This window comes from Bradyrhizobium sp. Ken01 (assembly GCF_055807355.1).
In genome coordinates this window covers 193,314-205,720 of record NZ_JBVVPC010000007.1, presented here as the reverse complement: position 1 = coordinate 205,720, position 12,407 = coordinate 193,314, and the positions used below count along the sequence as shown (strand labels likewise).

The 12,407-nt window shown below is 64.6% G+C and carries 14 protein-coding genes and 1 tRNA gene; 11 read left to right on the top strand and 4 right to left on the bottom strand.

Annotated elements, in window-relative coordinates; genetic code table 11:
• Positions 1–82: 82 nt before the first annotated feature.
• Positions 83–1,042, bottom strand: coding sequence for an N-carbamoyl-D-amino-acid hydrolase (locus AC0L3S_RS10535; protein ID WP_473278996.1), 960 nt, complete (start codon positions 1,040–1,042; stop codon positions 83–85).
• A gap of 191 nt (positions 1,043–1,233) precedes the next feature.
• On the bottom strand, positions 1,234–1,707 hold the full coding sequence (locus tag AC0L3S_RS10530; protein ID WP_473278995.1) for a hypothetical protein: 474 nt from the start codon (positions 1,705–1,707) through the stop codon (positions 1,234–1,236).
• Positions 1,708–1,884: 177 nt separating this feature from the next.
• Here AC0L3S_RS10530 and AC0L3S_RS10525 point away from each other — a divergent pair, with 177 nt between their 5' ends.
• The 5 genes from AC0L3S_RS10525 to AC0L3S_RS10505 all read left to right on the top strand — a co-directional run bounded on the left by AC0L3S_RS10525 (position 1,885) and on the right by AC0L3S_RS10505 (position 5,356).
• Positions 1,885–2,145, top strand: coding sequence for a hypothetical protein (locus tag AC0L3S_RS10525; protein WP_473265936.1), 261 nt, complete (start codon positions 1,885–1,887; stop codon positions 2,143–2,145).
• Between the two features lie 154 nt (positions 2,146–2,299).
• On the top strand, positions 2,300–2,527 hold the full coding sequence (locus tag AC0L3S_RS10520; RefSeq protein WP_473278994.1) for a hypothetical protein: 228 nt from the start codon (positions 2,300–2,302) through the stop codon (positions 2,525–2,527).
• A 221-nt stretch (positions 2,528–2,748) separates the two neighbouring features.
• Complete coding sequence (locus AC0L3S_RS10515; RefSeq protein ID WP_473265934.1) at positions 2,749–3,075, top strand: hypothetical protein; 327 nt, start codon at positions 2,749–2,751, stop codon at positions 3,073–3,075.
• Between the two features lie 275 nt (positions 3,076–3,350).
• Positions 3,351–3,542, top strand: coding sequence for a hypothetical protein (locus tag AC0L3S_RS10510; RefSeq protein WP_473265933.1), 192 nt, complete (start codon positions 3,351–3,353; stop codon positions 3,540–3,542).
• Positions 3,543–3,583: 41 nt separating this feature from the next.
• Positions 3,584–5,356 (top strand): hypothetical protein, encoded by a 1,773-nt coding sequence (locus tag AC0L3S_RS10505; protein ID WP_473278993.1) that lies wholly within the window; start codon positions 3,584–3,586, stop codon positions 5,354–5,356.
• A gap of 227 nt (positions 5,357–5,583) precedes the next feature.
• On the opposite strand, the gene AC0L3S_RS10500 is transcribed toward AC0L3S_RS10505, so the two are convergent.
• Positions 5,584–5,660, bottom strand: a tRNA-Pro gene (locus tag AC0L3S_RS10500).
• A 68-nt stretch (positions 5,661–5,728) separates the two neighbouring features.
• Between AC0L3S_RS10500 and AC0L3S_RS10495 the strand changes: the two genes are divergently transcribed.
• The 6 genes from AC0L3S_RS10495 to AC0L3S_RS10470 all read left to right on the top strand — a co-directional run bounded on the left by AC0L3S_RS10495 (position 5,729) and on the right by AC0L3S_RS10470 (position 11,428).
• Positions 5,729–6,718: an L-threonylcarbamoyladenylate synthase gene (locus tag AC0L3S_RS10495; protein ID WP_473278992.1), complete on the top strand. Its 990-nt coding sequence runs from the start codon at positions 5,729–5,731 to the stop codon at positions 6,716–6,718.
• 22 nt (positions 6,719–6,740) lie between these two features.
• Positions 6,741–8,168, top strand: a complete 1,428-nt coding sequence (locus AC0L3S_RS10490) for an FAD-binding oxidoreductase (protein ID WP_473265930.1) — start codon at positions 6,741–6,743, stop codon at positions 8,166–8,168.
• Positions 8,165–8,608, top strand: a complete 444-nt coding sequence (locus AC0L3S_RS10485; protein WP_473265929.1) for a GNAT family acetyltransferase — start codon at positions 8,165–8,167, stop codon at positions 8,606–8,608. Before AC0L3S_RS10490 ends, AC0L3S_RS10485 begins: the two co-directional genes overlap by 4 nt.
• A 9-nt stretch (positions 8,609–8,617) precedes the next feature.
• Positions 8,618–9,199, top strand: coding sequence for an NUDIX hydrolase (locus AC0L3S_RS10480; RefSeq protein ID WP_027568647.1), 582 nt, complete (start codon positions 8,618–8,620; stop codon positions 9,197–9,199).
• Between the two features lie 70 nt (positions 9,200–9,269).
• Complete coding sequence (locus AC0L3S_RS10475) at positions 9,270–10,199, top strand: glycine reductase (protein ID WP_473278991.1); 930 nt, start codon at positions 9,270–9,272, stop codon at positions 10,197–10,199.
• A 35-nt stretch (positions 10,200–10,234) separates the two neighbouring features.
• The gene (locus tag AC0L3S_RS10470; RefSeq protein WP_473278990.1) at positions 10,235–11,428 is read left to right on the top strand and encodes a CaiB/BaiF CoA transferase family protein; all 1,194 of its coding nucleotides are present in this window, start codon (positions 10,235–10,237) and stop codon (positions 11,426–11,428) included.
• A gap of 190 nt (positions 11,429–11,618) precedes the next feature.
• Here the strand turns inward: AC0L3S_RS10470 and AC0L3S_RS10465 are convergent, their stop codons facing one another.
• On the bottom strand, positions 11,619–12,374 hold the full coding sequence (locus AC0L3S_RS10465; RefSeq protein WP_473278989.1) for an SOS response-associated peptidase: 756 nt from the start codon (positions 12,372–12,374) through the stop codon (positions 11,619–11,621).
• Positions 12,375–12,407: the final 33 nt, after the last annotated feature.

The following is a 12,407-nucleotide window of genomic DNA, read 5'->3' as shown; positions in this document are numbered from 1 at the left end:
CCGCGCGACGCGCGCATCACATAGCGCCGTAGCTAGCGCGGCTTGGCCGCGGAGGCCGACCCGTTACCCCATCTACGAAGCCTCACTCCTTCGTTCGCACTGCCGTTCCGTCCGCCATGAGTGTCACGCCCTTCCGTTCGACAATCATCCCGTAGGCCTGAGGCTGACGGTGAACGTCGAAATTGAAGGTGGTGCGCTTGTAGGAATTGCAGAGATCGAGATCGCAGCGGGCGAGCGCGATCTCGTCGCCCTTGGTCGTGCATCGCGCCATGATTTCGCCGGAGGGCGCGATGACGCAGCTTCCGCCGATGTGGTCGACGCCCTCCTCGACACCCGCTTTGGCGACGCCGACCACGAAGGTGCCGTTCTGGTAGGCGCCGGCCTGCATCACCAGATGATTGTGAAACAGCGAGAGATCGTCATGCTCCGGTGCGGGCGGATTGTGCACCGGCGTGTTGTAGCCGATCATCACCATCTCGACGCCCTGCAAGCCCATTACCCGATAGGTCTCGCTCCAGCGGCGGTCGTTGCAGATCGCCATCCCCATCACGCCGCCGAAGGCCTCGGTCACGCCAAAACCATCGCCCGGCTTGAAATAGCGTTTTTCCAGATGCTGGAATTCGCGCCAGGGCTCGTGCTCGGCATGACCGGGCAAATGCACCTTGCGATATCTGGCGACGATGGCGCCGCTTCGATCGACCAGGATGGAGGTGTTGTAGCGCCTGACAAGTCCGGCCTCGACCGTCAGCTCGGCATAGCCAAGGCAAAATCCGATGCCGATCTCGCGCGCGAGATCGAACAGGGCTCTCGTCTCCGGCCCCGGCATCTCGCGCTCGAAGAAGCTGTCGATCTCGGCCTGAGCCTCGAAATACCACCGCGGAAAGAACGTGGTCAGCGCGAGCTCGGGATAGACGATCAGGTCGCAGCCGTTGGCGTGCGCCTGGCGCATCAAGGCCATCAGGCGCGCCACGACCGCGATTCTCGTCTCGGTCCGCGCCACGGGGCCGAGCTGGCCAGCCGCGATCGTCACAAATCTCGCCACGAATCTTTCCCTCTTCCGCTTCCCGGGTCAGGTCGCGGCAGAGACTATCGTGCGATGCGTCGCGCGCACAGCCTCGCTGTCCGGCACGGTGCCCAACCGAGAGGCAGCCCGATCGTCACGTGGGAAGCGCCGAGGATGAATTGCAATTGACCGCATCCAGGTCGCGCGAAAACACCCTCACGGAGCGCCGCTCACCATTCTGCGGCGACGGGCTCGTTGAAGAACTGACCGCGTTCCGCCATGCGCGACGGCTGGCGGCGACGATGCCGCTCCGCAACGCGCTTGTTCGGAGCGGCCGCCTTGGCCTGCCTGGGCTCCGCGGACTTGGCGTCCGAAGCCTTGGCGTCCGAAGCCTTGGCGTCCGAAGCCTTGAGCTCCGCGGCGGGCTGCGCCGCCATCGCAAATGCCTGGCGCGTGCCTTCCGTCGCGGCTGGCGCCGCCGCGTCTGATGTTGACGCCACGGTTTTGGTCAACGGAATCTGTCGGACGTTGGTGTCGAAGACGATCTTCTCCGGCCAGGTCTGCGCGGAATGAATCCGGGCGATCGAGAGGTCCGGCCCGGTTTCAGCGGCGGCGCTCACCGGACCGGCCAGGTAGTAGTCAGCAAGGTACAGGAGGGCGAGCAGAGCGCCGCCGGTAACGACGAAATAGCGGATGAGCGGCATGGGTCCCTCGATCGCCTCGTTGTCGAGGCCCCTGCAGCAACGGGAAAGAGTGGCAATCGTTCCGGTGCGCCGTCGAGCAATCGCGGGAGGCGCTCAGCCGCCCTCTGGCATTCCGCTTGCTGCACGGCAGTCAATTCCCTCAGACCCGCAGTGGGTCTGTCTCATCGTGAGGCGATCATGCACCCGACGTCCCGTTTCGAAGCGACCATGCCGACACAGCTCCACGCATTGATCTCCGATCTGCGCTGGCGCATGCGAATGATCGACGCCGACATTCTGGAGGAAGAGCGGAAGGCCGGAATCTCCGATCCCCAGAACGTCGCCTACCCGATGCTCGCGCAGAACCTGCGGGCCCGGCGCGACAATATCCGGGTGAGCATCGCCATTCTCGAAAGCCGGCTTGAAAAGCGATCGACCGAGTGGCCGCGCGCGGCCTGATGCGCACGATGACGGTAGCTCTCTTCCCCGGTCAACGCGAAGGAACTCGCGTTGCCGATCTGCAACGGTTCCCGTCCGTCTGAAGCCGGACAAAAGAAACTCCCATTGCGGCCACGAACCCCTCTCACAACGCCGTGAGACGAGCAGGGGAACGATGATGCGTGCGCAAAGAGTCTGGGTGGTGAACGGGGCCGCCAGCGTCGAACAGTTGCAGACCAGATTGGACGATCTGAACAAACGGCTCGGTCAACTCGAGACCCAGCACCCCGAAAGCTGGAGAGTCGAAGAGCTCAGATCGAGCGCGCTCAGCCTATCGCGCGAGATCGACGACATCCGCTGCGCCGAGGCGACGGCGGCGCTGAGCGAGCTGCTGCGGAAATAGCGGGCGTTCGCGATTCGCCCGTCGCGCAAGGAACCAACGCCGCCTCCCCGCCATTGCCATGCCGAGCATGGAGCAAAATCATGACGAGGCACCTGACGCGGGCCAATCTCGCGCGCGGCGTGGCCGGCGCGGTATCCACGCTGGTCCTGTGCGCGACGATGGCCTTTACCGTCGCGCGCCACTTCGCGCTTTAGAGCATTTGGCGCTGTGAGGTATTTGCGATGACGTCCGACCCCGAGGAATCGGTCAGGCTGCAAGGCTACGGCGAAATGACCCTGCGTACGGCCGTCACGACCATGATGCTGCTTGCGCCGCGCGAGCGCGCGGACGCCGCCATCTTCCGCGTCCGCGACGGCGTCCGGCTCGCCTCAAGCGAGATCGCCGAGTTCGCGTCGGAATGGGGCATCACGCCGACGCCAGAGATCAGGTCTCCGAAACTCGTCCCGGAGCAACATTGGACACATATCGTTCGCGGCATGGTCCGTGAGGCGCCGCTGCCGGCGCTGGCGGTCGCCTTTTTGTTGGGTGTGCTGGTGGCCCGACACTGATCGGCATCTGCGCAGAACTCGCGCCGGTTTTCTTGTACCCACGCAGCGGTTCGTTCGTCACCCCACGCTCGTCTGCTTCATGCAATCTCGCGCTTGTGAAAACATGCTCCGGTTGCATGTGAACCGCTTCACATTTGAATCCTCCACATCGTCCTAGCATGGATTGGCTCCGCTTGTTTATTGCAACCCGCAGGTCTGGGTCGCGGGACGCCGGACAGCAAACTCCGACAACGAGACCCGAGGTGCCTGCTAACCGATCTCCAGAGGAGATTGCCATGACTCTGATTTCAGCAACATCTTTAATGCGCACACTCGTGCTGGCCGCCGTCGTCTCGCAGACCAGCGGCCCCATCGCCGGCAATCAGACGGCAGACACGGGGGCTGCAAACCAGACGAGTATCAATCGACCCGCCTCCGCGCCGACGACGGTCGCGCAAGGGCGCTGCTTCAACGGCAGATGCTATTAACTTACCCGGTTGATGACTATCGTGCGTGATGGAGGATGGCCATGCCTACGCTTCCCATGAAGCTTGGAGTGCCGCTGGACCAGATGAGCATATTCTTCTTTGCGTCCCTCGCGCTCGCGGTTTGGCTCATTTACGTGTTCTGCCAGCGCAAATTCGCCGAGCGCAGCGTCACTGGAAGCGGCGACTTCATCTATCAGATGCTGCCGCGTCAACTGGCAACGCATGAGGAATATTCGCACGGCTTCCTGATCTATTTCGGTTCGATGGCTACAATCCTGGTGGTGCTGTCGCTGCTGGGAGCAAACAATCTCGAACAGCTTGGCCTCACGCTACCAAAGCAGTTCAGCTATCTGGGAATGCCGCTCGCCCTCGCGTTTGTGCTGATGGGGGCGCTCCCGAACGTGCCTGGCCTCATGCTGATCGAGACCTATATGCGCCAGTACGCGCATGAGCGCGCCTACATTCCCGATGCCGCACGCGCCACAGCGGAGCGGATAGCGACCGCTGATTTCGATTTCACAGCCTATGCGGGTGAGGCACTTCGGTCGCTGCAAATGCGCGGTATCCTGCCTGACGACTTCACGCGATCCCGCCATACGCTCGAGCATAATTGGGCGCGGCTTTGCTGTCTTCTCTACGCTCTGAAATCCTATCGCATGGAAGGCTTCACCGGCGCCCTCGATGCGAGCCTCTTACAGGACTACCAGAGCGATCTGGATCTCATCGAGAGCCAGAAAAGATCCATGGAACCTCAGATGACGGCCTATCGAAGCGCGCGGGAAAGCGACCCTTATTACACGAACGAAGAGCTTCGCCGCTGCATCGTGGACAATCTGCGCAAGCTCTACGTCCTGCTCGGATGTGCGGTACGACTCAAGACGCAGCCCAACGACGATATTGATCTGGCGCTGCGACCATTTGGCATCATGCTGAAACCCACGCTTCGCCCGCAGGGTACAGGTGACCTAAAGCTTGTCAGTCTGACGGCTGTCGCAATGAGCGTCGTCTTGCTGGGTCTCGCCGCCGACGGGCTCGGCCAGCTCGGCTTATGGACGACGTCGCCGGTCTTTCCGCAAACCGTGATGCAGCCTTTCTGGGATGCCGCAGCAACGTTCGTGCCCTACGCAACTGCGATCATCGTGGCCGATCTCGTGCGCAGACGCGCCATCGGCAAGGGACGATGGTTCGTCACCTCGGGACAGCGTCAACAGACAAGTATAGCAAACTACGTCCGGGTGGCTGTGATCTGTGGCATCGCAGGATATCTCGCGCTCATCATCTGGGGACTTACCCAGGCCCCACCAACGGAAGACAGCTTCAGAATTGAGATTCCCAGTGCCCTGCTCGCCATGGTGACGGGAGCATTCTACGTCTTTCATCTTGACAACGCGCAGGCTGGTCAGCGCCCGTCGCGCGCATGGGAGCTTGGCGCCGAGACTGTCATCACCGGGCTCTGCGGGCTTATCGCCGCCTGCGCCACATGGCAGATCATTCTGGGCACCGCCGGTGCCGCGGTGGATAGAATCATTCTCACCACCCTTATCAATGCCGCGGTGGGGTTTGCACTTGCCTGGTACATCCCGCAAGCTGCGGCCGCACTCCGTTACGATCCGCTGGTCAACGAAAGCCAGGAACGCGTACGCGCGCTGCAAACCGCAGCCCAGGCTCGGCTGGGCGGCGCGGCAGCAATCTGGCTCGATCAGCAGCATCCTGCGCTTGACGGCATCTCACCCCGCCTCGCTGCAGCGGCCGGCGGAGACGGGTTCGAGCGCGCAATCGCTTTGCTGCAACGCCCACAGTCTCTGACCGCCTGAGCCTGCCGCCTTCACCAATCCGGATCGGGATTGCCGATCCGGGCTTGTCGCAAGACCTCTGCATTGCGGTGAGGCTTGGAGCCGGATCAGCCATGCCACGCGCACAGGCGCCCCTGCCCGGCCAAATCGGCCGTGGACCCGCACCGAAAATCGTTGCAATAAAGGCACTCTAGGGCGCCGGCGGCCGGTCCGCCAAGCCTCTAGGAAAACGTCGACTTTTGGAAGAATGGTCGGAGTGGCAGGATTCGAACCTGCGACCCCTGCGTCCCGAACGCAGTGCTCTACCGGGCTGAGCCACACTCCGACAAGAGGCCGGCTTATAGCGTCGGGTTTGGCGCACCGCAAGCGGCCGAGCTGAGGAATCTTATCCCTGTGAAAACGGGTCTCGAAACGCTGATTTTACCGGCCGGCGCGGCCGGCGCGGAAGCTGCCGCCCGGACATTGGCCGCCGGCGGGCTGGTCGCGTTCCCGACCGAGACGGTCTACGGGCTCGGGGCGGACGCCGGAAATGCCGGCGCGATCGCCCATCTTTACGCCGCCAAGGGGCGCCCGGCCTTCAATCCGCTGATCGCGCATGTCGCCGACCTCGCGGCCGCGCGCAGGATCGGGCGGTTCGACGCCTGCGCCTTGCGCTTCGCGGATTCGTTCTGGCCGGGGCCGCTGACGCTGGTGGTACCGAAGACGAAAAACTGCCCGGTGGCTGAGCTTGCCACCGCGGGCCTCGATACGGTCGCGATCCGCATTCCGGCCCATCCGGTGGCGCAGGCGATCCTGCGCGCCTTCGGCGGGGCGGTGGTGGCGCCGTCCGCCAACCTCTCCGGCCACGTCTCACCGACGCTGGCCGCCCATGTCGAGGGCGACCTTGCGGGGCGGATCGACCTGATCGTCGACGGCGGGCCGGTTACGGTCGGCGTCGAATCGACCATCGTCGGCTGTTTTGCGGTGCCGATGCTGCTGCGGCCCGGCGGGCTGTCACGCGAGCGGATCGAAGCCGTGCTCGGAGCATCGCTGGCGCGACTGCCCGCAGAGACCGACAGCGACGACAGCCAGCCGCTGGCGCCGGGCATGCTGGCCTCGCATTACGCGCCGCGCGCCAATGTGCGGCTCAATGCGCTGGATGTCGCGCCGGGCGAAGCGCTGCTGGCGTTCGGCCCCGCGCGCCTGCCCGGCCTGGAGGCCGCCACCGCGGTCATGAATTTGTCGCCCAGCGGCGATCTCGATGAAGCCGCCGCCAATCTGTTCGGCTATCTTCGCGCCCTCGATGCCAGCGGGCCGCGGGCGATCGCGGTGATGGCGATCCCCGAACAAGATCTGGGCGAAGCGATCAACGACCGGCTGCGCCGGGCGGCTGTCGCGAGATAAGAGCGAAGCAAGAGACAAGACAATGAACGTCAATCATTCCGCCAGCCCACCGCTTGCGCCCGAACTGATCGAACAATTCCGCAGAATCGTCGGCGAGAGGCACGCCATTACCGATGCGGCCGACATCGAGGCCTATGTCACCGAGGAGCGCAATCTGTTCCACGGCCGCTCGCCGCTGGTGCTGCGCCCGGGCTCGACCGCGGAGGTCGCCGCGATCTGCAAGCTCGCCTCCGAGCACAAAATCGCACTAGTTCCGCAGGGCGGCAACACCGGGCTCGTCGGCGGCCAGACCCCGCACAATGGCGAGGTGGTGGTATCGCTGCGGCGGCTCGACAAGATCCGTGAGATCGACACCGCCTCGAACACCATGACCTGCGAGGCCGGCGTGGTGCTGCAGATCGCGCAACAGAAGGCCGCGGACGTGGACCGGCTGTTTCCGCTCTCGCTCGGCGCGGAAGGGAGCTGCACCATCGGCGGCAATCTCTCGACCAATGCCGGCGGCACGGCCGCGCTCGCCTATGGCGTCGCGCGCGAGATGGCGCTGGGGCTCGAGGTGGTGCTGGCGGACGGGCGCGTGCTCGGCGTGCTGTCGAAGCTGAAGAAGGACAACACCGGCTACAATCTGCACAACCTCTTCATCGGCGCCGAAGGCACGCTCGGCATCATCACCGCGGCGACGCTAAAACTGTTTCCGAAGCCGCGGTCGATCGAGACCGCCTTCGTCGGGCTGAAGTCGCCGGACGCCGCGCTGAAACTGCTGGCGATCGCGCAAAGCGAGGCCGCCAATGCGCTGACGAGTTTCGAGCTGCTCTCGGAGATGGCGGTCGATTTCTCGATCCGCCACGGCATCGACGTGCGCGATCCGCTCGCGCAAAAGCATGACTGGTACGTGCTGATGGAATTGTCTTCGCCCGGCGATGACGCCCGCACGCCGCTGGAAACGATCCTCGGCCGCGCCATGGAGGACGAGATCGTCGACGACGCGGTGATCGCGGCCAACCTCACCCAGCGCGCCGGCTTCTGGAAGCTGCGCGACGAGATGTCGTCGGCACAGAAGCCGGAGGGCGGCTCGATCAAGCACGATATCTCGGTGCCGGTGGCGACCGTGCCCGCCTTCATCGCCGAGGCCAATGAAGCCGTGGTCAAGCTGATCCCCGGCGCGCGGCCGGTGCCGTTCGGCCATCTCGGCGACGGCAATCTGCACTACAATGTCAGCCAGCCGATCGGCGCCAACACCGCGGACTATCTGGCGCGCTGGCACGAGATGAACGCGGTCGTGTTCGCCATCGTGCTGCGCATGGGCGGCTCGATCTCGGCGGAGCACGGTATCGGCGTGCTCAAGCGCGACGAGCTTCCCGATGTGAAGGACAAGACTGCAATCGAGCTGATGCGGTCCATCAAGGCGATGCTCGATCCGCTTGGAATCATGAACCCGGGAAAAGTGTTGTGAGTGCGCTCACGATCGACGCGATCACCGAGGCCGATGTCGAGCCCGTGGTCACGCTGTGGCAGCGCTGCGGCCTGACGCGGCCGTGGAACGATCCGCATGCCGACATCGCGCTGGCGCGGAGGCGCGACAATTCCACCATCCTGCTCGGCCGCGACGGCGGCACCATCGTCGCCACCGCGATGGTCGGCCATGACGGCCATCGCGGCTGGGTCTACTACGTCGCGGTCGATCCGGAAAGCCAGAAGCGTGGTTACGGTCGCGTCATCATGGCCGCAGCCGAGGACTGGCTGCGCGCGGCCGGCATCGCAAAGCTCCAGCTCCTGGTCCGGCGCGGCAATGAGCAGGCCAACGCGTTCTACCAGTCGCTGGGTTTCGAGGAATCCACCTCGGTGATGTTCCAGAAGTGGCTCGACGGCCGCACCACAACGCCAAGCAATTGAGATCGAAGCATGACGATTTCCGACCGCGTCCGCATCAAGGACGTCCGCGTGCTCTCGGACGGCTGGACCACTCTCAAGAACACCACGTTCGAGTACCGGCGCGCCAATGGCGAATGGCAGACGCAGCACCGCGAGACCTATGAGCGCGACAACGCCGCGGCCGTGCTGCCGTATAATCTGGCACGCCGTACGGTGATCCTGGTGAAGCAATTCCGCCTGCCGGCGTTCATTCGCGGCTACGACGATCTGCTGATCGAGGCGGCCGCCGGCGTGCTGGACGACGCCTCGCCTGAAATGCGCATCCGCGCCGAGGCCGAGGAGGAAACCGGCTATCGCCTGCACCACGTCCACAAGGTGTTTGAAGCGTTCATGAGCCCCGGGGCCATCACCGAGAAGCTGCATTTCTTCGTCGCCGAATACGAGCCGGAGATGCGGGTCAGCGACGGCGGCGGCCTCGAACATGAAGGCGAGGACATCGAGGTGCTGGAGCTCGGCATCGACGAGGCCTTAGCGATGATCGCGGACGGCCGCATCATCGACGCCAAGGCGATCATGCTGCTGCAGCATGTGGCGCTGCATGTGTTTCGGTGAGCTTGCTTACTCTTGAGCTCACCCCCGACTATCTCTAGTCTGTCGCCAACAAGAACCAGGAGACGCGCCCATGTCCGCTTCGCGCGACGACGAATTCGGCTTTGCGCCCGACTACGACGCCCCCGTCCCCTATATGCAGCGCACGCGGGACTATTACGCCGCGATTGGCTACACCACGGCGTATCGCTGGGCTCACTACACCGAGGCGCCGTTCCAGCCGCTGAAGAAGCCGCTGTCGCAATCACGCGTCACCATCATCACGACGGCCGCGCCATACGATCCCACCAAGGGCGACCAGGGCCCGGGCGCGGCTTATAATGGCGGTGCGAAATTCTACCAGGTCTATGACGGCGACACGGCGAAGCCGCACGACCTTCGCATCTCGCATATCGGCTACGACCGCAAGCACACCACGGCCACCGACAACGGCACCTGGTTTCCGCTGCCGCAACTGTTGAAGGCGAGCGCTGCGGAGCGCATAGGCGAGGTGGCCCCGCGCTTCTTCGGCGCGCCGACCAACCGTAGCCATCGCGTCACGCTCGACACCGACGCGCCGGAAATTCTGGCGCGAGCCGTCGCCGACAAGGTCGATGTCGCCGTGCTGGTGCCGAACTGCCCGGTCTGCCATCAGACCACGGCGCTGGTGGCGCGGCATCTGGAGCGGAACGGCATTCCGACCGTGATCATGGGCTGCGCCAAGGACATCATCGAGCACGCCGCCGTGCCGCGCTTCCTGTTCTCGGATTTCCCGCTCGGCAATTCCGCCGGCAAACCGCACGACATCGCCTCGCAGGCACAGACGCTCGAGCTGGCGCTCAGACTGCTGGAGACCGCGAGCGGCCCCCAGACCACGATGCAGTCGCCGCTGCGCTGGAGCGAGGACGCTTCCTGGAAGCTCGACTACAACAACGTCGCGCAACTCTCGCCCGAAGAGCTGGCGCGCCGCCGTGCCGAATTCGACAAGCAGAAGGAGATCGCGCGCGGCAATCGCGCCGCCTGACGTCCTCCGACAACCAAAACAAAAGGGAGAGCGACGTGACGCGACCGTTCGAGGGCGTGAAGATCCTGGAGTTCACGCAAGTGCTGGCCGGCCCTTATGCGAGCTATCAGCTCGCGCTGCTGGGCGCCGACGTCATCAAGGTCGAGCGGCGCGAGGGCGAGGACATGCGCCGCACGCCGCTGTCGCGCGAATGGGCCGAGCGCGGGCTGGCGCCGGCGTTCCAGGCCATCAACGGCAACAAGCGCAGCCTGACGCTCGATCTGCAAAAGCCCGATGCGATCGCGATCGTGAAAAAGCTCGCCGCGCAAGTCGACGTGGTCATGGAGAATTTTCGCCCCGGCGTGATGGACAAGCTCGGCATTGGGTACGAGGCGCTGTCCGCAATCAATCCGAAGCTGATCTACTGCGCGGTATCAGGGTTCGGCCAGACCGGTCCGGATCGGCTGCGCCCCGGCTATGACGGCAAGATGCAGGCGCTGTCCGGCATCATGGCGATCACGGGTCATCCGGAGACTGGGCCAACTCGTGCCGGCTTTGCGGTGTGCGACGTGCTGTCGGGCGCGACTGCTGCGTTCGGCGTGTCGAGCGCGCTGTACCAGCGCGACCGCACCGGCAAAGGCCAGCTCATTGACGTCTCCATGCTGGAGGCGACGATGGCGTTTCTGTCGGGGCAAATCGCGGACTGGTCGGTCGCCGGCCATCGCCAGCAGCTGTCGGGCAACCAGGCCGTCAGCCGCAGGACCACGGCGAATTTGTTCAGATGCGGCGACGGCCACATCCTGCTCGCCGTCAACAACGAGAAACAATATCGCGCGCTGATGTCTGCGCTCGGCCGCGAGGACACGTTGAGCGATCCGCGCTTCGCCGACTGGTTTTCGCGCAACGAGAACGAGCCGGCCTTACGCGCCATCATCGAAGAGGCGCTCGCGGCTAGGCCGGCACGCGAGTGGGAGACCATTCTGGAAGATGCCGGCGCGCCCTGCGCCAGCATCTGGAAGGTCGAGGAAGTCATCGACCATCCGCAGATCAAGGCGCGTGGCGCGATCCAGGAGCTGGATACGCCCTATGGCCGCCTGCGCTTTGCCGGCAGCGGCTTCAAGCTCGCGCATGGCGGCGGCCGGCTCGACCGCATGGCACCGGAGCTCGGTGCGGATACGGACGCGGTGCTGGGCGAGCTGGGATTTGACGCAGCGGACATCGCGGCGCTGCGGGCGAGGGAGATCGTGTAGGGTGGCGCCCCCACATTCAGTGTCATCCCGGGGCGCGCGCAGCGCGAGCCCGGGACCCATAACCACAGGATCGGGTTTGGCGAAGACTCGCAGTTGCCAGCCCGCGCCAAACTTCTCCCTGTGGTTATGGGGTCCCGGATCTGCGCTTCGCTTGTCCGGGACGACAGCGGAGTAAGACGCGCCAGCTTGGTTAGAACAACGATCCCTGCCCGTCATCGGCCGAGCCGGCCGCCGCTTTCCGCGCCACCTTCTTCCTCGGCGCCTCCGCTTCCATCTCCTCCGCGCTGATCGGCAGGAGCAACTGGTCGTCGTCGTTGGCGACGCGGTTGACGCGGGTGGAGACCGGGTGCCAGGCGAATTCGCCGATTTGCGGCGCGGTCATCAGCGGCAACACGGCATCGACGTCATCGCTGCTTCTGTCGAGCCAGCGCTCGAAATCGCGCGGGCTGATGGTGACGGGCACGCGGTCATGCAGCGTGGCGAGATCCTCGCCTGCGGCCGCCGTGACGATCGCGACCGTGTCGAGCTCCTCGCCGTTCGGCCCGACCCAGGTCTCGAATACTGCGGCAAAGCCGAGCGGCGCGCCGTCGGCGCGATGGATGAAGAAGGGCTGCTTGCGGCCATCCTCCGTCTTCCATTCGTAATAGCCGTCGGCCGGAATCAGGCCGCGCCGCCGGCGAATCGCGCGTTTGAAGGCGGGCTTCTCCAGCACCGTCTCGGAACGGGCGTTGATCAGGAGCGTAAATCCCTTGGGATCCTTGACCCAGCCCGGCAACAGGCCCCAACGCATCAGGCGAAAATGGCGCGCGCCGTTCTCGGCCAGCACCACCGGAATCGGTTGTGTCGGGGCCACGTTGAACCGGGGCGGGAAATTCGGCTGCTCAATGTAGCCGAACAGTTGCCGCAAAGCCGCGGGGGCCGAAGTTATGACGAAGCGTCCACACATCCTTGAGGGCTTATATAGGGTCCGTTCAGGTCC